Consider the following 20,310-nt stretch of genomic DNA (forward strand, 5'->3'; position numbering starts at 1 on the left):
TATTGAGCTTCTTACCTGTACCCGTTAACGTCTGCAGGCTTTTCTGCGTCCACGACCTCGTCAAGGTACCGCATAGCATCAGGCTGTGAGCCATCGATATCGGTAAAGCCATAGATTCTTGCCAGCTCTCCGCTAGAAAGCGATTGTCCGCTGAACCGAACCACTTGGGCATCTCCAGCTAAAGCAGCAACAGCACGCCCTACATAGCGAGTTGATTCTGATATAACAAAGTGTGGCTCCTCTACTGTCGCATCACGCCAGTTCTCTTCGGTTACCTTATAATGCTCAAGCATAATCTCGGAGCGCATCCAACCCGGAGTCAATGACACGGCAGTACATTGATATGGCTTAAGCTCCTCGGCAAGTGCCCACGCCATTCGATTAATAGCTGTTTTTGCTTGATCGTAGAACATTGACAATCTGTAATGCGTCTTGTTATATTCTGCTGTTCCATCTGTCATCTCTACGACTAGTCCATGCTTGTTCTTAATTAGAAGAGGCAGGGCATAGTGGTTTGTGATGAGATGTGAATCGATGGCAAGTCTCAGTATACGCAGTCCTTTCTCCAGCGAATGCTCCCATATAGGCACATTCCATTCCACCAAATATTCAGCGCCCCAAATATCATTGACAAGTATGTCGAGCCTTCCTTGCTCGTCCTCAATCTGTTTCACTAGTGCTTGTACCTGCTCAGGAATTAAATGGTCGACTTGCACCGCAATTCCTCGTCCGCCTGCCTTCGTAACGAGCTCGGCTGTTTCCTCAATGGTCTCTGGCCTGTTGTATTCTGAGCGTGCTGCTCTTGTCGTTCTTCCTGTGACGTAAACCGTTGCACCAGCCGCTCCTAGCTCCATTGCGATCCCACGACCAGCCCCTCGTGTTGCGCCAGCGACTAATGCTATTTTTCCATGTAAAGACTTCATCGCATATCCTCCTTTTGTTGCTTCATTCATCATTGTAACCTATAATGACGACATCTATTGTCATATATAACATGCTTCAAATAACTATATTGCAGGTGAGAATATGAGGGCGGATCGATTATTAAGTATTATGGTTTTGCTGCAAAATTATAAAAAAATGACGACAAAGGAGCTTGCTACTCGTCTTGAAGTGTCTGAACGAACGATTTTACGTGATATGGATGCGCTAAGCACAGCGGGCGTGCCCGTTGTAGCGGAGCGGGGACCAGCAGGGGGATGGCGACTAATGGAGCATTTTCAATCGCAGCTAAGCGGGTTGAAGCTAGAGGAGATGAAGGCATTATTCATTCTTCCTTCTGAGCAAGTATTGGAGGATCTCGGTGTGCAGGCATACGGAGTAGACATTCGTGAGAAGCTGCTTGCTGCTACGCCGCCTACAACCAAATCAGCTGGTCGAAATTTTTTAGAAAAGCTCTATATAGACACTAGTACCTGGAAACAATCTAAGCTAAATAACAAAAACTTGCTTATTGTGCAGCAGGCGCTATGGGAGGACATGAAGCTTCATATTGTCTATCAAAAAGCTGACGGGGAACGTACTAAGCGTGTCGTATCTCCCTTAGGCTTGGTAGCGAAGGGGAGTGCTTGGTATCTCGTCGCATTAAATGAGGAACATCAATATCGCAGCTTTAGATTATCTAGAATCGTTCAAGCGGAGCAAGTAGAAGAAGGGTTTACAAGACCAGAGCAATTCCAGCTCAGTGAGTATTGGAAGCAAAGTAAGCTCAGCTTTGTCGAAGCCTTGCCCTCCTTTCAGGTAGAGGTTGAGGTGGATCCAGCGATTATGGGCAGACTCACCTTTACAGACAAATTTGTAGATATAACGACTATAGGTGATTCGCACAATGGTCAACCAACTCCCGTCACGTTAACCTTTAACACAGAACAGGAGGCCATCAGCTATATACTCGGCTTCGGTGCAGCCATGACAATTACACAGCCGGAATATTTGAGGGAGAAGGTCGTTCAGCAAGCGCAGCTTATGATTAAGATGTATGAGTGAGGAAGGGATGGAGTGCGTGCTTCCTATAGGTTGAGCTTATTGATGTATCATCAAGAAACTCTCTATCACTTTTATCTATGTTGGCATGGCTCGGGTCTACCGAGCTCATGCTTTTTTTATGCCAATGCTTGATGGTGTGACCTTCAATCTCGAAAAAAATTTCAAATTAATAAAAAATTTACAAATATATGCAATAATTTATGTTATGATATTACCGACAGACTGTCGGTCGGTGAAGGGGGATGCACTCATGAGAATAGTTAAGACGGCTGAAGATCGAAGAAACGAAATACTTGACGCAGTAGATGAGCTCATCGGGCAAAAGGGCTTAGACGGTACGAGTACCAATGATATTTTGAAAAAAGTCGGGATTGCAAGAGGTACATTGTATCATCATTTTAAATCCAAGGAAGAGATGGTTAACGCTTTAATTGAAAGGTATAGTGTCCGTCTACTGGCTGCTGCTGAGGAGGTTGCAGCAGACAAAAGCATACCTATCGTTGAGCGAATCGTTCGCGTAGTTATGTCGATGAACCTGAGTGGTGAAAGCAGCAATGAAATTATGGAGCATATTCATAAGCCGCAGAACGCTCTTATGCATCAGAAGATTCTGAAGATGCTAATAAACGGCTTAACCCCAATTCTCACGGAAATTATACGCGAAGGCATCGAGGAAGGGCTGTTCGACACAGCATTCCCTTATGAGAGCATGGAGATGGTGATTATCTATGCAAACACTATTTTTGATGAAGATATCGTTCTAATGACGGATGAGGAGCGTATTTCGCGTATTCAGGCATTTATTTATAACGTTGAAAGGCTGCTCGGTGCTGAGGATGGTAGTCTAGCAATCGTGATGCAAATGTTTAGTAACGAAGAAAACGAGCATTGAGGATAGAGGGGAATTATGTATAAGAAAATAATTCGTAATGATATTCTACAGAGCAAATTGATTACGATCACAACGGTGATCTTTGTCACTGCAGCAGCTATGCTAGTTTCACTCGCTGCAATCGTCGCAGTTAATCTGTACGGTGCGCTGGATACATTGATGACTAAAGCGCAAACACCGCATTTTATGCAGATGCATGCTGGTGAGATCGATATTGAGCGGCTAACGAGCTTTGCTCAGCAGCATAGCAATGTCGAGGAGTTTCAGGTCGTCGAATTTCTGAACCTAGATGGCTCGCAGTTTACGTTTGGTGAGCGCTCGCTCGCTAGCAGCGTTCAGGATAATGGACTAAGCGTTCAGAGTCGTTCATTCGACTATCTATTAGATCTTGATGGTCAGGTTATTCAAGCAGCAGATGGTGAGGTTTATGTTCCAGTAGGCTATATGAAGGATAACGTGGTGAAGGTGGGGGATCGGGCTGTAATTAGCGGAAAGGAGTTTACTGTTGCTGGTTTTCTTCGCGATTCGACGATGAATTCATCACTATCTGCTTCAAAGAGATTTCTAGTAAGCAGCAACGATTACGCACATATAAAGTCGCAAGGTCATCCTGAGTATTTGATAGAGTTTAGATTGAAGGATTTAGCTGAGCTAGGCGCTTTCGAAACCGCTTATGCCAATGCAGGGCTTGAGATGAACGGGCCGACTGTCACCTACGCGCTATTCCGCATGATGAATGCTATTTCCGATGGGATGATGGTTGGAGTTATTCTACTTGTAAGCTTTCTTGTCGTTGCGATCGCCTTTCTGTGCATACGCTTTACACTGCTTGCGAAAATAGAAGAGGATTATCGCGAGATTGGGGTAATGAAGGCCATCGGGCTGCGTATTTCAGATATTAAAAAAATCTATCTTGCTAAATATGCAGCGATTGCTGCAGCAGGCTCCATTCTAGGCTTCGCTCTTTCGTTCGTATTTAAAGGCTTACTGCTAGAAAATATTCGTCTTTTTATGGGTGAAAGCGATCATACGGCGTTAGCCTATGTATTAGCTATCATTGGTATCCTGCTTGTGTTTATAGCTATCGTCATCTATGTAAACGGAGTGCTCAAACGCTTTAGGCATATCTCCGCGGCAGAGGCTATACGCTTTGGCAGTTTGCAAGAAAAGCACACAGGCGCAAGGCGTATCACCTTAAGTGGAAGCAGATTGCTAAATACGAATGTTTTTCTTGGCATGAAGGATGTGCTATCTAGAAAAAAACTATATGCTACGATGCTTGCTGTACTTGTGCTCTCATCATTTATTATGATCGTTCCACAAAACCTGTATAACACGATTTCCTCGAAAAGCTTCATTGGCTACATGGGGATTGGAAGCTACGATCTTCGCATGCAGCTGTCCGGCAATGTCGACAATTTCTCGGAGAAAGTGGCTGACATTACTAGGGCGGTGCAAAGCGATCAAGCGATATCGCAATTTGCGGTCCTTACGACCAAAACATTTAGAGTGAAGCTGCGGGATGGCACGGAAGAAAATATTAAAATCGAGCTAGGTGATCATTCGATATTCCCTATTGCCTATACGAAAGGGAAAGCTCCTGCTGCAGAGAATGATATCGCTCTTTCCACGCTGTATGCTGATGATATGGGCTACGAGGTGGGGGATTCGATGACATTGGTGATGGGGGATGTAGAGAAGAAGCTTATCGTAAGCGGAATCTATTCCGATATTACCAACGGTGGTAAAACAGCGAAGGCTGTATTCTCAGACCAATCCGCTGGAACAATGTGGAGTATCGTTAGCGCTAAACTATACGATCCCGCTCTCGTCGCTGTGAAGGTCAAGGAATATAGCGAAACGTTTGATTACACTAAAACATCAGATATTGATGAGTATGTTAAACAGACCTTTGGCTCGACGATCAGCGCGGTTAAGACAGCCTCTTACGTTGCAATTGTTGTAGCTATTGCTATAACGTTGCTAATCAGCATGCTCTTTATAAGAATGCTGGTTGCTAAGGATAGATATTCGATTGCCGTCATGAATGCGTTCGGCTATACCAGCACGGATGTGAAGGTACAATTTATTTCCCGTTCAATATTCATCCTAATCATCGGAGTGCTTCTAGGTACGATTCTCGCTAATACGCTCGGAGAGCTGCTTGCCGGCTTAGTTATCTCCTCATTCGGAGCATCGACGTTCGAATTTACAATTGATCCGATCTCAGCTTACCTGCTTAGCCCTCTGCTGATGGCGATCACAGTTATAATAGCGACGTTAATTGGTGTAGCGCATGTGGGACACATAAAAATCTCTAACCATATAAAGGAGTAGCGGTATGAAAAAGATAATTGTCGGTGACAGCCTCGTGAAATGCTTTGGGGAGGGTATTGAAAAACGAAATGTTCTTGACGGCGTGTCAGTAGAGGTGAACGAGGGAGAATTTGTGGCGGTCATGGGACCATCGGGCTCGGGAAAGTCAACGCTTATGTTCGCACTTAGCGGAATGGATACGATTGATGGAGGAAAGACTGTATTTGACGGTAAAGATATATCTAAAATTTCTGCTGATGAGCTTTCAGAGATTCGTAGAACAGCGATGGGTTTTGTATTTCAGCAGCCGACGATGCTTAAACATTTGAATATCCTTGATAACATCATTCTTCCCTCAATGCGTGATCAGCGTAAACATACGGCATCTATTGTGAAGAAGGCAAGAGCACTTATGAACAGAGTAGGTATTGCGGAGCTGGAGCAGCGCGACATTACGCAGGTATCAGGAGGGCAGCTCCAAAGAGCAGGGATATGCCGAGCATTAATGAACAGCCCGAAAATTATTTTCGGTGATGAGCCTACAGGTGCACTTAATTCGAAGTCAGCGCAGGAGATTATGGACATTTTTACGGAGATTAATAATGACGGTACCGCGGTTATGCTCGTTACGCACGATGCGTTGGTTGCTGCACGGACGGAGAGAGTGATGTTTATGCGCGATGGAAAAGTGGTGAGTGTGCTAAAGCTTCCTAGGTTTACTGGATTGAATATGGATGATCGGGTTGAGAGCATCACCCAAAGAATGCGAGAAGTAGGTATATGATTAAGCGCCTATGAAGAGATAGCCTCGTATTCTAGCAGAGTTATCTTTTATTGAATGATTGAATACTGTAACATAATTGCCCAAAGTGCAACATTGCACTTTGGGCAATTATGTTGTAAACTACTGTAAGAATTTTGTATGAAAGGAGTAGAAGAACCATCAAGCCTAATCTACGCGTTGCAAAAAAAGAAGCAACGGTTAAAGCACTTGCTGATGCGGCTTTCGAGCTTACGATGGAGCGCGGTCTAGAGGGCTTTGTCGTTGATGAACTTGTCCAAAGAGCGGGCTATTCCAGAAGAACCTTTGCCAATCACTTCACGTGTAAAGAGGAAGCAGTCGTTGCTGGAGCTTTTATGATTAATGACACGATTGAAGCAGAGAACTTGTTGGCGAATTTGTCAGAGGACATGTTACTTATTGATGTGCTCTTTAAGTTAATCAACATGCAGATCACCTTAGAGCTTCTTCGCAAAATGAATAAGATTGTCAATCTATGCACGGAGTACCCATCTCTTAAGCCTTACTTACTAGACAAAATGAGTCAGATGCAGACCGAAGCTAATAGCATTTTACTGGAAATTTCTAATGGGAAATATGATGACGTATATGTTCATCTTCTCGTAGGAGCAGTTTACGGAGCCATCTTGCCTGTAGTAAACGGAAGCCTTAATGTACTGCCAGAGCAAACGATGTCAGACAGCTCTTTTCATCAATACTTAGATAAAATCTATCAATATTTGAAAAATGGATTTAATCTCTAAAATCTAACCTAAAGGGGAACTTTCGACAGATGTCAATTTTTTTGTATAAAATCGGTAATTTTGCGTACAGAAAATCATGGTACGTTATTACAGCTTGGCTAGTTATATTAGCGGTTGTCGGTACATTAATTGGAGTTAATGGGATTCAAGTAAGCAGTAATATGAAAATCGAAGGCACAGAATCACAACGAATCCTTGATCAGCTTGCTCAAGAGCTTCCGATGGCATCAGGCGGACAAGGAAGCATCGTGTTTAAGGCCCCTGCCGAGGAGCGGATGGATACACCTGAACGTATTGCCGCCATTAGTAAAGTAATTAATGACGTATATCAATTAGAAGACGTATTGAATACAGCTGAATTAGCTACAGAAGCTAATGCTTTAAGCTTACTTATGATGCAGTATGCGACACCTGACCAGCTGCCGCCATATGGATACATGATGACAGAGGCTGGCCCACTTCCAGGGGTACTGCTTTCAAGCGATGGGAATATCGCATTGTTCCAATTTCAATTCTTAAAAGATGTAAACTCTGTTCCACAGGATGTTAAGGATGCAATTATAGATGCGGCAAAGGTAGCTGAGACAGAAGCGAATATTACGGTGCTGCCTAGCGAATCGTTATTGCCGCTTCACCTTGGCATCGGAGCTGGGGAAATTATTGGTGTAGTCGTTGCAGCGCTCGTCCTATTAATGACCTTAGGATCTATGGTAGCTGCGGGATTGCCTCTACTCACAGCTCTTTTAGGTGTTGCACTTGGTGTTGGGGGCGCATTCTCACTTTCAAGCATGATTGAGATGACAAGCGTCTCTGCTATGCTGGGACTTATGGTTGGCTTGGCGGTAGGAATAGATTACTGCTTGTTCATCGTCAATCGTCAGCGCCACTTAATATTTGAGCAAGGCATTAGTGCGCAGGAGGCTACAAGCAGAGCGATCGGAACCTCCGGAAGCGCGGTGTTCTTTGCAGGCTTAACCGTTATTATCGCTTTGTGCGGTATGCTCGTTATTGATATTTCCTTCCTATCCATTATGGCGCTAGTTGCTGCAGCAACCGTGTTTATTAACGTTCTGCTTGCCTTAACGCTATTGCCAGCTTTGCTTGGTCTAGTAGGAGAACGAATCTGCTCCGAAAAAGCTCGTCAAAAGTATAATAGCAAGTCAGCGACATCAGCAAAAAGTGGATTTTCTGATCGATGGGTTAGAGGTGTCATTAAGTTCCGCTGGCCAGTCATTCTAATCATTATCGTTGTTCTTGGTATTGCCGCAACACCAATTTCGAAAATGGATATGGGGATTCCAGGTGCGGCTACAGCGAATTTAGATACAGCAGCAAGACAGAGCTATGATGCAATAACGGAGGGCTTTGGCGAAGGGTTTAATGGACCATTCGTTATTGTAGCAGAGCAAAATAATTCTTCGGCTGCATTCACTCCTGAATCTCTCATACAGCTCGTCATGGAGCTCAATAGTCAGGATAATGTTGCTCAGGTCTCTCCGCTAGGTATGAACGAAAACGGCAGCTTGGCGATATTAAGCTTAATTCCTGAGACGGGGCCTTCCGATAAGGAAACGAAAGATTTGGTAACACATTTGCGTGATCCTAATCTTAATATTGTACAGTCTCATGATATTAAGCTTGGTGTAACTGGATTTACAGCGGTAAATATCGATATGTCAGCTAAGCTGGCAGATGTTTTTCCACTATATGTTGGAATTATCGTCATTCTATCCATTATTATTCTTCTGCTCGTATTTCGTTCGATTGTTGTACCTATTAAAGCAACCGTTGGATTTCTGCTTAGTATTCTAGCAACATTCGGCTGTACGACAGCGGTATTCCAATGGGGCTGGTTAAGTGGGCTGTTCGGATTTGACACGGGTGGACCGCTGCTTAGCTTTATGCCAATTATCATCACAGGTATACTATACGGCTTAGCGATGGACTATCAAGTATTCCTAGTAAGCTCCATGCGTGAATCCTACGTGCATGGACATCGCGGCACGGAATCCATCGTTCATGGATACAACCAAGCAAGTCGCGTCGTGCTAGCAGCTGCAGTCATTATGGTATCTGTATTTGCAGGCTTCATCTTTACAGAAGATATTATTATTAAGCAAATAGGATTTGCCTTAACGATTGGTATCTTTATTGATGCGTTTATTGTAAGAATGACGCTAGTACCTGCAGTTATGGCAATATTCGATAGCAAGGCTTGGTGGATACCGAAGTGGTTGGATCGGATGCTTCCTAACCTGGATGTTGAAGGAGATAAGCTCATTTCGAAGCTTAATGAAAAGAACGAGCAATAATCGTTTCCGTCATATCAGTGCAAAAATATCTAACGAAGCACAATATAGGCAACATAGATATATTGAAAGCATCGACGAGGTCCGCTTTAGAAGCGGGCCTATCTTTTATTATGATTACGCTGAATTATTGTTGTAATATTCAGAAATTATTGATATAAGAGTAATAGGAAGTAATTGGTATGTGCAACTGGCGTAAACGTGGAGTACCACGAGGGAGCACATATGATCATATGCCGTACGCCTGGGCAAAGTATTTGATCTCATGATCAGATACTTTTTTTATTTTTATGTAAGGTAGGTGTTAGTTTATGAAGATTGCATTTATTTTATTTGACAACATGACGACACTCGATTTTGTAGGCTTTTATGAAGCAATAACGTGGATAGGCATTCTTAACACTAAAGAAAATGTACAATGGGATTTTTGTTCGAATCAACAAGAAGTTAAAGATGATCGAGGATTAATTATGAAAGTAGGCAAGGTTTATCCTGACTTATCTGGCTATGACATGATCTTTATCCCTGGTGGTCTAGCTACTAGGCAGCTGCGGTACGATGATGATTTTATAGGCTGGATTCAGACTGCACAGGATGTAAAGTACAAGGTGTCCGTTTGCACAGGAGCTTTACTGTTAGGTGCGGCAGGTTTTTTACAAGGTAAGAAAGCAACAACGAATCCATCCGCGTACGAGCTTTTGGCACCTTATTGTGCTGAGGTTGTGAAAGAACGCTATGTAAGAGACGGTAATGTTTTTACTGGCGGTGGGGTATCAGCTTCTATTGATCTGGGCTTGTATGTTATTGAATCGTTGACTAGTGAAGAAGTGGCCAGACAAGTTAAAGAAAAGATGGATTATCCATACTATGTAACGGGAAGAAGAAACTTTAACGGTTAATTGCGCAGTTTGGAACCATTCGATCGGTTAGCTGTCACTATCGGTATGAAGGGAGGGCTGCAAGGTGCATATAAGGCCTTTTGAATATCAAGATGAAGAACATGTTGTAGCAATGATGAGGGAACATCCTTTACAGTTCCCTACGTTTATTATTGAGAAATACCCGTTGCGTTGGTCACAGTTTCTAGAATCGCAGGAACAAATGAATGCTGATAGCTGCTATTTCGTAGTCATTGGCGATGACCATAAAGTATTAGGTCATGCCGGCTATATATTTAATCATGAAGTAGGTCTTTATGAAATCGTCGGGGTAGCAGTTAACAAGGAACATCAACGACTAGGTATCGGGAGGCAGCTAATTGAGACAATATGCGATAAGCTTAAAGATAGGGGCAGTAATGAAGTCATTCTCTACACACTAGGTCATACTAACAATGAATCAACGATAATTTTTTATCGTAATCTAGGATTTGAAATCTCAGACTACGAATACGATTTCTTTACTACGGATTACCATAGGATTACATTTGTAAAGAAGCTGGTTCGTTAACTCCAATTGATCGAATAGTTCTCCTGTTTATATGTCGTGGTACTTAATCCGTTAAGCCGATAGCTATTTCGACTTAACGGATTTTTCTATTGCTTATTACGCTAGTGAATATGATGGGTCCATCGCTGAGGTTAAGTAATTTGCATATTCCTCGGCCTTGAGGGTAAGCTCCTCATCATTCAGCCCCATTGCATTATAGACGACAAACAAAGGCAGGAACGTTGCACCTACAACACTGGCTGTTACTTCAAATGGACGCAGCAATTGCTCCAGAGGATAAAGATTATAGCCTTGCTGGCTGTAGGTCATATCGGAGCCCCCAGCAGTAACTGCCAAACCCCATTCCTTGCCATGCAGCTTATTTCCTCCTTCACCATGAGCAAATCCATACGTCATTACATCATCTAACCATTGCTTTAACAAGCTTGGGCAGCTATACCACCAGATTGGAAACTGAAAGATTATTCGATCATGCTCAAGCAGCAATTTCTGCTCACGCTCTATATCAATGGGTGCGTTGCTATATTGGGCATATAAATCTTGTACAGTTGTAGCATGCTCGGCAGCAGCTTTAGCTAGCCTTTGGTTAGCGTGTGAACCCTTGTGTAGAGTAGGGTGAGCAATAATAACTAATGTTTTTTTCTGTTCTTCATGCTTTGGGGAAATCATCATTACTCGTCAGCTCCTTTATGGATATGAGTTTTTAGATAGCCTTGATTCCTCACTCTTCATACTGCATTTATTCGGTGCATCCTAGCATAGATTGAGTTTCATTAAATATATCAAATGTCGTTACCAAATCTTGTGATAATAATCACATACTTTAATGCTGCTGATGCTTAAAATACAAGTAAGCTAATTAAGTGAAAAGATTCACATTAAAAATTTCGCAAAAAACTAGGAGGAATTAGAGATGAAGAAAGTAGGAATGATGCTGTTGATGTTAATGCTTGTAGCTGCTATAGCTGCTGGCTGTGGAGGAGAGAAATCGACTAATGATAAACAACCTGCAAATACGGCAACCAATGCACCGGCAGAAACTAAGGCACCAGAGCCTACAGCATCAGCTGAAGCAACTGAAGGATATGCAGACGGCTCCTATTATGCAGAAGCTGTTCCTAAAGAGGATTCTGATTGGCAGGAAGTCATTGCTTTACAAGTTGAGGGTGGCAAGATTGTAGACGTAAACTGGAATGCCATTAATAAAAACGGTGGGCTTGATAAAAAGGCTTTGTCCGAGGCCGGCCAATATGGCATGAAGGAAAAGGGGAAAGCTGCAGCAGAATGGCATGAGCAAGCAGCGGCGCTTGAACAGTTTTTAATCGAGAAGCAAGAACCAGCAGCGATTGTTGTAGATGATAATGGGAAAACAGATGCCGTTTCTGGTGTATCGATTACAGCTAGCGGCTTTGCACAATTGGCGGATTCAGCACTAAAAGCAGGTCCGGTAGAACGTGGAGCTTACAAAGATGGCAGCTACTATGCAGAAGCGGACAGTTTTGACGAGAAGTCTGGTTGGAAGGAAACGGTTAACATTACGGTTATGAATGGCAAGATCGTCGCTGCGAGCTGGAATGGTGTGCATAAGGATGGAGGTACAGACAAAGTAACACGCTCCATATCAGGCGAATATGGGATGAAGGAAAAAGGCAATGCAGCTGCTGAATGGCACGAGCAAGCGTTCAATGCCGAGCAATATCTAATTGAAAAGCAAGATCCTGCAGCCATCACATATGGAGATGACGGCAGCACAGATGCAATCTCTGGCGTATCTATTCATGTGAATGGGTTTGTTGAGTTGGCAGCGAAAGCACTAGCAAACGCTAAGTAACTTTAGAGGAAGTTCAAAAAGTACAGCCTTGATCACGAAGCGGCACTGAGGGCATATTCGACATCGAAACTTGAATTCAGCCGAGCTTTCCGATGCTCACGTACCAACTACGTACGCTGCGCTTCTCAATCTCTAGCTTCTTTCAATTTTCTCGGTGCTGAAGGCCGAACTTTTTGAACACTCATTGAAAGAGGAAGTTCAAAAAGTCCAGCCTTAATCACGAAGCAGTACTGAATGTTTATTCGGCATCGAAACATGAATTCAGCCGAGCTTTCCGATGCTCACGTACCAACTACGTACGCTGCGCTCCTCTGGCCCTAGCTTCTTTCAATTACAGCGTTTTGGAAAAACGCACATCGGAAGCGTAAGCCCCGGTGCTGAAGGCTGAACTTTTTGAACACTATTGTTACATGAAATTCACGGACGTCTAGATCATGCAAAAAGGAGAGACCGTTATGAAGCAAATTATTGTTTTAGGCGGCGGTTATGGTGGAGTGTTAACAGCCAAGAAGCTTGCCAACAAGCTTCGTAAAAACAAAGATGTTCACATCACGTTAATTGATCGCAAGCCGTATCATACGTTATTGACCGAGCTTCATGAAGTAGCAGCAAATCGGGTAGAGGAGGACTCTATTCGCGTTGATTTGAAAAAGATATTTTCAGGCTTTCGCAATGTCGACGTTGTGCTTGATCATATTGATCAAATTGACTTTGAAGCTCAGAGGCTGACAGGTCAATGCGACAGCTATAGCTACGATTATTTAGTGATCGGTACAGGCAGTAAGCCTACATTCTTCGGTATTCAAGGAGCACAGGAGCATGCTTTCTCGCTTTGGTCCTATGAGGATGCAATAAAACTCAAGGAGCACACGCTCAAAATGTTTCGTGAGGCTGTGAAGCAGACCGACTCGCAAGTTCGCAAGCAAATGCTCACATTTGTCGTCGTTGGTGGTGGATTTACTGGTGTCGAGATGATTGGCGAGTTGGCAGAGTTTACGCAGGAGCTCTGCAAGGAGTTTTATGTAAACCCTAACGAGGTTTCATTGTACGTAGCAGATATGGTAGATACGATTCTGCCGATCCTCCCTAAAAAGCTAATCGTAAAATCAGAGAAGCATCTGGGCAAGCTTGGCGTTAACATCATAACTGGTGCGAAAATAACGAAAGTATCCGAGCAAGGTGTAATGGTAGGAGAGAAGTTTATTCCCTCAAAGACAGTGATATGGACAGCAGGTGTTCAAGGCTCAGATCTAGTCGGCGAGCTTGATGTCGAGAAGCAAGGACGCGAACGGATTCTTACGAACGATAAGCTTCAAGTGCCAGAGCACTCAAATGTGTATGTAGTCGGCGATAACATTTTCTTTATTCCGGAGGGCAGTGAGCGCCCTGTGCCGCAAATGGTCGAGAATGCAGAGCTTGCAGCTCCTATTATTGCACATAACATCGCAACAGAGTTTAATAGCCAGCAGAAAAAAGCTTACAAGCCAACCTTCCACGGTACGATGGTATGTATAGGCAGTAAGTATGGTGTAGCGAGTGTTGGCGTACCGAAGAAGATGTTTTCATTAAGCGGCTTTGCAGCTATGGGTGTGAAGCATCTCATTAATATGGTCTATCTATTCCAGGTATGTGGTTTTAATAAGGTTTATCACTATATTTTGCATGAATTTATGAACGTAAAAAATAATCGAAGCTTTGTCGGCGGTCATTTGGCTAAACGCTCCCCCAATTTCTGGCTTGTGCCGCTAAGAATTTTTGCAGGGTGGATGTGGTTCAAGCAGGGGTTTGATAAGGTTGGCAAGATTTTAGATGATCCAGGAGCTATGTTTCTTATTCCAGCAAAAGCAGTGGACGGCACCTCAGGTGCCTCGGTGGCAGAAGCTGCCGATGCAGTCTCAGCAGCATCAAGTTATACCTCAGAGGCACTTACTGCTTTACCTGTTCCAGACTTTATAAAAAATATTGTGGACTGGTCGATGGGACTTATGTTTTACACGGCGGATGGCGGGTATACGTCACTAGCTTATATCTTCCAAACTGGTATGGTTGCTGCAGAGATGCTCGTAGGCTTGCTGCTCATTGTAGGCTTGTTCACCGCACCGGCTGCTGTTGTTACCTTCTGTATGGGTGCCATGGTCTGGGTGTCGGGAATGGCTCCAAGCGAAATGCTTTGGTATATGGCTGCAAGTATTGCATTGATTGGCGGCTCAGGCAGCACATTAGGACTTGATTATTATGTTTATCCACGTCTCAAAAAAGTATGGAAGAGGCTTCCGATTGTTAAACGTTGGTATCTGTACACGGACTAATCTGAGGAAGTTCACGGATATTGAAAGAGGAAGTTCACGGATATTGAAAGAGGAATAACAGAGCAGAAGCGCAATGTGAACAAGTAGCCATTGCGCTTCCTCTGTACCTGAATGGTTGTGAGGTGCTTATTATGGATAAGAAATTACTGCTTGATACACTGGACCTAGTGAACGAGCTTATTCATAAACAGACGAATATAGAGCTGGATGCAGATGATCGTTCCCTGCAGGAGCTTGCCGAGATGATAGGCTCTTATTGTATGACACGTTCGCGCAAGATGACGGTATTATCGTGTTGTATGCTTATATCTGTCGGCATACGTAAGCATAATCATTTGCTGCCTGATGACAAAGAAAGCTTAGCAAGATCAATTTTAGATGGTGATTATTTAATCGGATTAATTTATCGGGTAGCCATAAGCCGTAAGGAGCAGAAGATATTAAAAAAAATCAATCCGATCTACAAAAGAATGCAGCTCCAATCGTTAGAAGGCCGGAAAAGCGAAGGATTTATGACGGAGCTGAAGCGGGAAATTAAAGATTACCTGGATCAGCAAAGCGCATAGGGAGTGAAAGGTTATGAAGAAGCCATTGCATGAGCAGCTTCAAATATCGCTTCATGAAATCAACGAGATGCTTCTGCACATTATCCAGTCTGATCATGAGCTGCAGCGGTCAACTGTGCTTTACGCTAGTGTTGAACGGCTGATTATGGCAGGAGGTAAGCGGCTGCGTCCTATCATGGCGCTTGTTGGTGGTAGATTTGGCACATCAGAGCGGTCTCATCTAGCTTGGAAAGCAGCCGGGTTGCTTGAATATATGCACATGGCATCGCTCATTCATGATGACATTATTGATGATTCGCCTTTGCGCCGCGGTGAACAGTCCCTGCATGCTGCAACGGATATTGGTACAGCAGTCCATGCCGGTAATTATATGATTGCTAGAGCCTTGGAATGGTCAAGCGAGGACGAATTAATCGATGAGAACTTTTATATGGGTGCCGAGCTTGCTGCGCTTATAACAGAGCTTTGTGTAGGCGAATACGATCAATTGCAGCATCGTTTCGACTTTAGCATGACACTCGATCAATATTTAGAAAAAACAAAGCGGAAGACAGCACTGTTAATGGGAGCATGTATGTCAGCAGGTGCTAGAGCAGCTGGGGCAGATGAAGCTGTAGCGAACCAGCTATATGAATTTGGTGAAGCGCTAGGTATTGCGTTTCAAATCCACGATGATTTGCTAGATTTTACAAGCACAAGTGAACAGCTTGGTAAGCCTACCGGATCGGACTTACGAAACGGAAATATTACGCTTCCTATTATATATGCGTTAGAGGATGAAGACTTGAGAAGACAGCTGCTCCTGCTTCATTGTGATACTAGTAAAGCACAGTTCGATGAGGCAATAGTAGCGGTGAAGCAAAGTGATGCATTAGATCGCAGCAGACAGCTCGCTGAGCAATACACGCTAAAGGCGAAGAGTATTTTGGAGAATTTTGAAGGTCATTCTAGTATAAAAGATTTACAGGTACTCGTATCCTATTTCATAAAAGCTGTATGATGTACACCTGCATTACAAATAAGAGTCAAACGAATAATAACCTTCTGAGACGGAAATAATCGTTATCTACTTATTGGAAGAGAATATCCCAAGTGCTCGAACGTATACGTTATCCCAGTATACGTTCGAGCACTTTTAATTTACAGTAGGATTCTATTGTGCGCATTCTCCCGACGTCTAAACATTTACGATTTAAGCTCTTCGTTTTATATGAAAAAACATATAAAAAGGAAACACGAGTATAATCGTTGAGTTATTTTGTATGATATTTTATACAAAATTGGTAACGCAAGTTCGCTATCTGGTTAATATGTATGATAATTCATACAAAACCCTCTCGTGTTATCGATTTGCACCTTTCTTTATATGAAAAAACATATAAAAAAATGAATAGCAAGTGCGCTCGCGCTTAAATCGTATCACAGTATACGCGTGAGTACCTTTTTATGAGGTTTACCGTTTAATTTGTTAGTATGAGTGATTCGGTTAAATCTATAAGAGCTGGCACTGGCAAATATACTCACTATCAATAGTGATTAAATTATATAGTACGATCGAGATCTAATATCAAGTAGAGAAAAGCTGCACAGAAGTAAGTTTTCACCCACTTCTGTGCAGCTTTCTTAATTAATATGCAATGAGAGTATTAGAAACATATAGGCTATGCCAGCAGAGCAGCAGCGATCATGGCGGCTCCTGTCAGCTGGTAAATCATAACCGTGCGTGCATTTGCAGTTAAAAACTGTGGTAGATTGTCCAGGTTCAGTGCTGCGATACGCACAGCTTGCACAGCAATAGGTATCGTCAATAGTCCGAGCAGCCAATAGTAATTACCGCTTGCTAGGGCAACAGCAGCAATACTAACATAAGCACCGGCGTAAAGCCACGCATAAACCTTAATCCCTCTAGCCTTACCGATTCGCACGAGCCAGTTCCGTTTACCACCCTTCATATCCGCTTCATAATCGGGATACTGATTAATCCAGAGCACCGCCGTAATGAGAAAGGCTAGCGGTAAACCTATAAATGCGGCATTGGCATCAAGCTCTCCAGTAAGCATTGCATACATACCGAGTACAATGAGCGGTCCGAAGGAAAGGCCAACGGCAGCTTCACCTAGCCCATTATAGTTGAATTTAAATGGAGGAAGACTGTAGAATACGGCGAGGAAGCCACCAATCATACCGATCCAGAATACATTCGGCTCACGTACAAGAGCGATATATAAGCCAATAAAAAATGCTAGTGCTAGCGTAATGACTGCAATGATCGCTGTTTCGAGCATTGAGAGCTTGCCGTCAATGATCGTCTTCTTCCCGCCACTGAAGGGATTGCGTTTATCTGTAGCGATATAGCGATCAACGCCAGTCCAGTAGTCGATAAACTCATTTACCGCGTTTTTTCCTATTTCAATTAAATAAATACCAACGAGTGCAAGCAGTACCCAGCCCCAATCTAGTGACTTTTCCTTGTTGTATGCCAGAGCAGTCGCTATGAGCATAGGTACAGTTGAAGCAATCCATATCTTTGGATCGGCTAGCTGCCAAAATCCACTCCATAATCTAGCATTCATACGGTTCATCGTTACCATCCTTTCAATTGAATAATGTGATCAAACAGATCGGCAGGGTGAATGATAGGACAAAAAGTGTATCGCTTCGCTTCCAGAGCATTTGCCTGTATTGCGAACGAGAAGCCCCAAGTCGATAGCTGCGTGCCTCCATTGCATCAGCTAGGCTTTCTGCACGGCGAAACGCACTTGAAGTGACAGGGACGAGTAAGGCGATCGTTCGTTTAGCTTTTTCTTTTAAAGGCTGATCTGCAAGTGAAAAACCACGCGAAACTTGAGCCTTCCATATTCGCTCTGCCTCCTCAAATATGGTTGGAATAAATCTAAGCGATAACGAAAGCATGAGCGTTAATCGTTCAACAGGCACGCCGAGCCTTTTCAGTGGTCGCAGGAAGCTGCCTAACGCGTTGGCGATTCGATCAGGCTGAGTCGTAAAGCTGAGCACCGACGCGAAGGCGATGAACAGCGTCATCCGTCCCGCCGCTACTAGCCCTTTCTCCAAGCCGCCGGAATAGATGGAAAACACCCCTACCTTAAGCATGCGAGCTCCTTCGGTATGGAAGAAGATATGGAATAAGGTGATAAAGGCAATAAGAAATATTAGCGGCTTTATTGCTCTGATATAGTACGAGAGCGGTATTTTGGTCAGCACAATGATGATGAGTGTAAATACTAGCCCGATGAACAGCGTAACGTAGGAGTTAATGAGAAACACAGCCGCAATAAAACATAGCATGCCAGCTAGCTTGGAGCGGGGGTCAAGTCGATGCAGCAGTGACTGTCCTTCAATATAGCGGCCAAGCATTAATTTGTGCTTCATGGCGGGACTCCTTTCTTATGAAATAGCTGCCTTAATCACTGCAGCCAGCTCGGCAGCACTTGGATAGTGATCAAGCTTGCTTAACCTTAACGGCTTCTGCAGCGCGGCATATAACTCATAAGCGGCTGGAATTTGCAGCCCTGCTTTGTCGATAAGATCTGTACGATTCACAAGCTCATGCGGTTTTCCTACAAAAGCGATAGTACCCTCATCCATAACAATGATCTGATCGGTAAAGGGGGCAACCTCCTCTAAAGCGTGAGTGACGACAATAACCGTTCGGCCCTGCTCTTGACATTGACGGTGCAGCAGCGTCATAAGCTCTAATCTACTTGAAGCATCCAGTGATGCGGTAGGCTCATCGAGTACAATGATTTCCGGCCCGGCCGCTAATACTGCTGCAATAGCGGCTTTACGAATTTGTCCAGAGCTCAATTGATAAGGACATTTGGCGAGAATAAGGTCATCTAGCCCCATGAATTCAGCTGCCGTCTTGGCGGCAAGCTCTGCTTCTGTCTTGCTCATATCAAAGTTGAGTGGCCCATACAACAAATCCTCCCATATCGTTTCCTTGAAAAGCTGCTGCTCTGGGTATTGAAACACAAGACCGATCCGCTGGTTAAGCCCCTTCGGCAGCTTAGCAGGGGATGGTGAGATGACCATATCAAGTACATGAATCGTTCCATGATCTGCTCGAAGCAGACCATTCAGATGCTGCAGCAAGGTGGATTTTCCTGATCCTGGAGCTCCGACGATCGTAATGAACTGATTAGTTTTTAACGATAAATCAATATGATCGAGCGCCAAATGCTGCTTTAGCGCGCGCTCTTTATAGCGATAGGAGACCTGCTCGAAAGTAATGCCCATAGCTTGTTCAGCACCTCCTGTTCATTAATCGATTCGCCGATATCAATACCTTGAAGCCTAAGCTCCTTGCACAGCTCGAGTACATAAGGAGCTTCGAGACGACATGCCTTTAGCAGCTGCTGTTGTATAAGTAAGTCTTCTGGCTTGCCATCAGCTAATATGACGCCATCATGAAGCATAATGAGACGATCAGCAGCTGAGAGCTCCTTAATGTCGTGGGAGATCGTAATCAATGTCAGCTGCTGCTCCACGTGTAATGCTTGTAAGCATTGAAGAAGCTGATCTCGAAAATGACTATCGAGCATCGAGGTTGCTTCATCGAGAATAAGAACGGAAGGCTGCATCGCTAATACCGCAGCTAATGCTGCACGTTGCTTTTGACCGCCTGACAAGGTAGCAGGATGTCGATCTAGCAGCTCGGTCAAGTGAAGAAGCTTAGCATAGGTTTGGATTCGTTGCTCGATCTGCTCGCGCGGCAGGCATAGATTTTCTAAACCAAAGGCAATATCATCTCGAACGGTGAGCCCGATAAATTGGTCATCTGGTGATGCGAAAATATAGCCGATCTGTGAACGAACGTCATAGATATGCTCTTGCTGAAGCGGCTGGCCGTGAATAATAATCTTGCCGCTTGATGCTTGCAGCAAGCCGTTTATTAAGCGTGCTAACGTAGATTTACCCGAACCGTTGCAGCCTGCGATTGCAACCCATTGTCCTGCAGGTATGCTGATGGATAGCTGCTTTAGCACGGTGTGACTACCGCGCTGAAAACGAATATTATTCAGTTGTATAGCAGGAGGCTTATGTTTGTCGTCTTGGTTATACATTAAAGGCATATTGCAGCTCCTTT

At 43.8% G+C, this 20,310-nt stretch carries 18 protein-coding genes and 1 riboswitch; of the genes, 12 read left to right on the forward strand and 6 right to left on the reverse strand.

The window, feature by feature from the left end:
* Positions 1–11 precede the first annotated feature (11 nt).
* The gene (locus tag M3180_RS12115; RefSeq protein ID WP_251667744.1) at positions 12–923 is read right to left on the reverse strand and encodes an SDR family oxidoreductase; all 912 of its coding nucleotides are present in this window, start codon (positions 921–923) and stop codon (positions 12–14) included.
* 103 nt (positions 924–1,026) lie between these two features.
* Between M3180_RS12115 and M3180_RS12120 the strand changes: the two genes are divergently transcribed.
* The 8 genes from M3180_RS12120 (at position 1,027) to M3180_RS12155 (ending at position 10,497) form a co-directional block, all read left to right on the forward strand.
* Complete coding sequence (locus M3180_RS12120) at positions 1,027–1,986, forward strand: helix-turn-helix transcriptional regulator (protein WP_251667746.1); 960 nt, start codon at positions 1,027–1,029, stop codon at positions 1,984–1,986.
* A gap of 250 nt (positions 1,987–2,236) precedes the next feature.
* Positions 2,237–2,878: a TetR/AcrR family transcriptional regulator gene (locus tag M3180_RS12125; protein ID WP_251667747.1), complete on the forward strand. Its 642-nt coding sequence runs from the start codon at positions 2,237–2,239 to the stop codon at positions 2,876–2,878.
* Positions 2,879–2,893: 15 nt separating this feature from the next.
* Entirely contained in the window at positions 2,894–5,215 is a 2,322-nt protein-coding gene (locus M3180_RS12130) for an ABC transporter permease (RefSeq protein ID WP_251667749.1), read from the forward strand.
* 4 nt (positions 5,216–5,219) lie between these two features.
* Complete coding sequence (locus M3180_RS12135; RefSeq protein ID WP_251667751.1) at positions 5,220–5,978, forward strand: ABC transporter ATP-binding protein; 759 nt, start codon at positions 5,220–5,222, stop codon at positions 5,976–5,978.
* A gap of 134 nt (positions 5,979–6,112) precedes the next feature.
* Positions 6,113–6,739, forward strand: coding sequence for a TetR/AcrR family transcriptional regulator (locus M3180_RS12140; RefSeq protein ID WP_251667753.1), 627 nt, complete (start codon positions 6,113–6,115; stop codon positions 6,737–6,739).
* Between the two features lie 29 nt (positions 6,740–6,768).
* Positions 6,769–9,051, forward strand: coding sequence for an MMPL family transporter (locus M3180_RS12145; protein WP_251667755.1), 2,283 nt, complete (start codon positions 6,769–6,771; stop codon positions 9,049–9,051).
* Between the two features lie 173 nt (positions 9,052–9,224).
* A riboswitch (ZMP/ZTP riboswitch) is annotated at positions 9,225–9,305 on the forward strand.
* A gap of 54 nt (positions 9,306–9,359) precedes the next feature.
* Positions 9,360–9,947, forward strand: coding sequence for a DJ-1/PfpI family protein (locus tag M3180_RS12150; protein ID WP_251667757.1), 588 nt, complete (start codon positions 9,360–9,362; stop codon positions 9,945–9,947).
* A 64-nt stretch (positions 9,948–10,011) separates the two neighbouring features.
* Positions 10,012–10,497 carry a GNAT family N-acetyltransferase gene (locus tag M3180_RS12155; protein ID WP_251667759.1) on the forward strand — a complete coding sequence of 162 codons (486 nt, stop codon included), beginning with the start codon at positions 10,012–10,014 and terminating at the stop codon, positions 10,495–10,497.
* 96 nt (positions 10,498–10,593) lie between these two features.
* Here M3180_RS12155 and M3180_RS12160 read toward each other — a convergent pair whose 3' ends face one another.
* Positions 10,594–11,169 carry an NAD(P)H-dependent oxidoreductase gene (locus M3180_RS12160; protein WP_251667761.1) on the reverse strand — a complete coding sequence of 192 codons (576 nt, stop codon included), beginning with the start codon at positions 11,167–11,169 and terminating at the stop codon, positions 10,594–10,596.
* A 241-nt stretch (positions 11,170–11,410) separates the two neighbouring features.
* Between M3180_RS12160 and M3180_RS12165 the strand changes: the two genes are divergently transcribed.
* The 4 genes from M3180_RS12165 to M3180_RS12180 all read left to right on the forward strand — a co-directional run bounded on the left by M3180_RS12165 (position 11,411) and on the right by M3180_RS12180 (position 16,203).
* Positions 11,411–12,328, forward strand: a complete 918-nt coding sequence (locus M3180_RS12165) for an FMN-binding protein (protein ID WP_251667763.1) — start codon at positions 11,411–11,413, stop codon at positions 12,326–12,328.
* A 455-nt stretch (positions 12,329–12,783) separates the two neighbouring features.
* Positions 12,784–14,637, forward strand: coding sequence for an NAD(P)/FAD-dependent oxidoreductase (locus M3180_RS12170; protein WP_251667766.1), 1,854 nt, complete (start codon positions 12,784–12,786; stop codon positions 14,635–14,637).
* Positions 14,638–14,768: 131 nt separating this feature from the next.
* Entirely contained in the window at positions 14,769–15,203 is a 435-nt protein-coding gene (locus tag M3180_RS12175; RefSeq protein WP_251667768.1) for a hypothetical protein, read from the forward strand.
* Positions 15,204–15,216: 13 nt separating this feature from the next.
* Positions 15,217–16,203: a polyprenyl synthetase family protein gene (locus tag M3180_RS12180; protein WP_251667770.1), complete on the forward strand. Its 987-nt coding sequence runs from the start codon at positions 15,217–15,219 to the stop codon at positions 16,201–16,203.
* Positions 16,204–16,864: 661 nt separating this feature from the next.
* Here the strand turns inward: M3180_RS12180 and M3180_RS12185 are convergent.
* From M3180_RS12185 to M3180_RS12200, 4 genes are read right to left on the reverse strand one after another with little or no spacing between them, the layout of a single operon-like run.
* On the reverse strand, positions 16,865–17,785 hold the full coding sequence (locus M3180_RS12185; RefSeq protein WP_251667772.1) for a prenyltransferase: 921 nt from the start codon (positions 17,783–17,785) through the stop codon (positions 16,865–16,867).
* A gap of 13 nt (positions 17,786–17,798) precedes the next feature.
* Complete coding sequence (locus tag M3180_RS12190) at positions 17,799–18,593, reverse strand: energy-coupling factor transporter transmembrane component T family protein (protein WP_251667773.1); 795 nt, start codon at positions 18,591–18,593, stop codon at positions 17,799–17,801.
* Positions 18,594–18,608: 15 nt separating this feature from the next.
* The gene (locus M3180_RS12195) at positions 18,609–19,460 is read right to left on the reverse strand and encodes an ATP-binding cassette domain-containing protein (RefSeq protein WP_251667775.1); all 852 of its coding nucleotides are present in this window, start codon (positions 19,458–19,460) and stop codon (positions 18,609–18,611) included.
* The gene (locus M3180_RS12200; RefSeq protein WP_251667778.1) at positions 19,409–20,296 is read right to left on the reverse strand and encodes an ATP-binding cassette domain-containing protein; all 888 of its coding nucleotides are present in this window, start codon (positions 20,294–20,296) and stop codon (positions 19,409–19,411) included. Before M3180_RS12200 ends, M3180_RS12195 begins: the two co-directional genes overlap by 52 nt.
* Positions 20,297–20,310: the final 14 nt, after the last annotated feature.

This window comes from Paenibacillus camelliae (assembly GCF_023715345.1).
Taxonomy (GTDB): Bacteria; Bacillota; Bacilli; order Paenibacillales; family Paenibacillaceae; genus Pristimantibacillus; species Pristimantibacillus camelliae.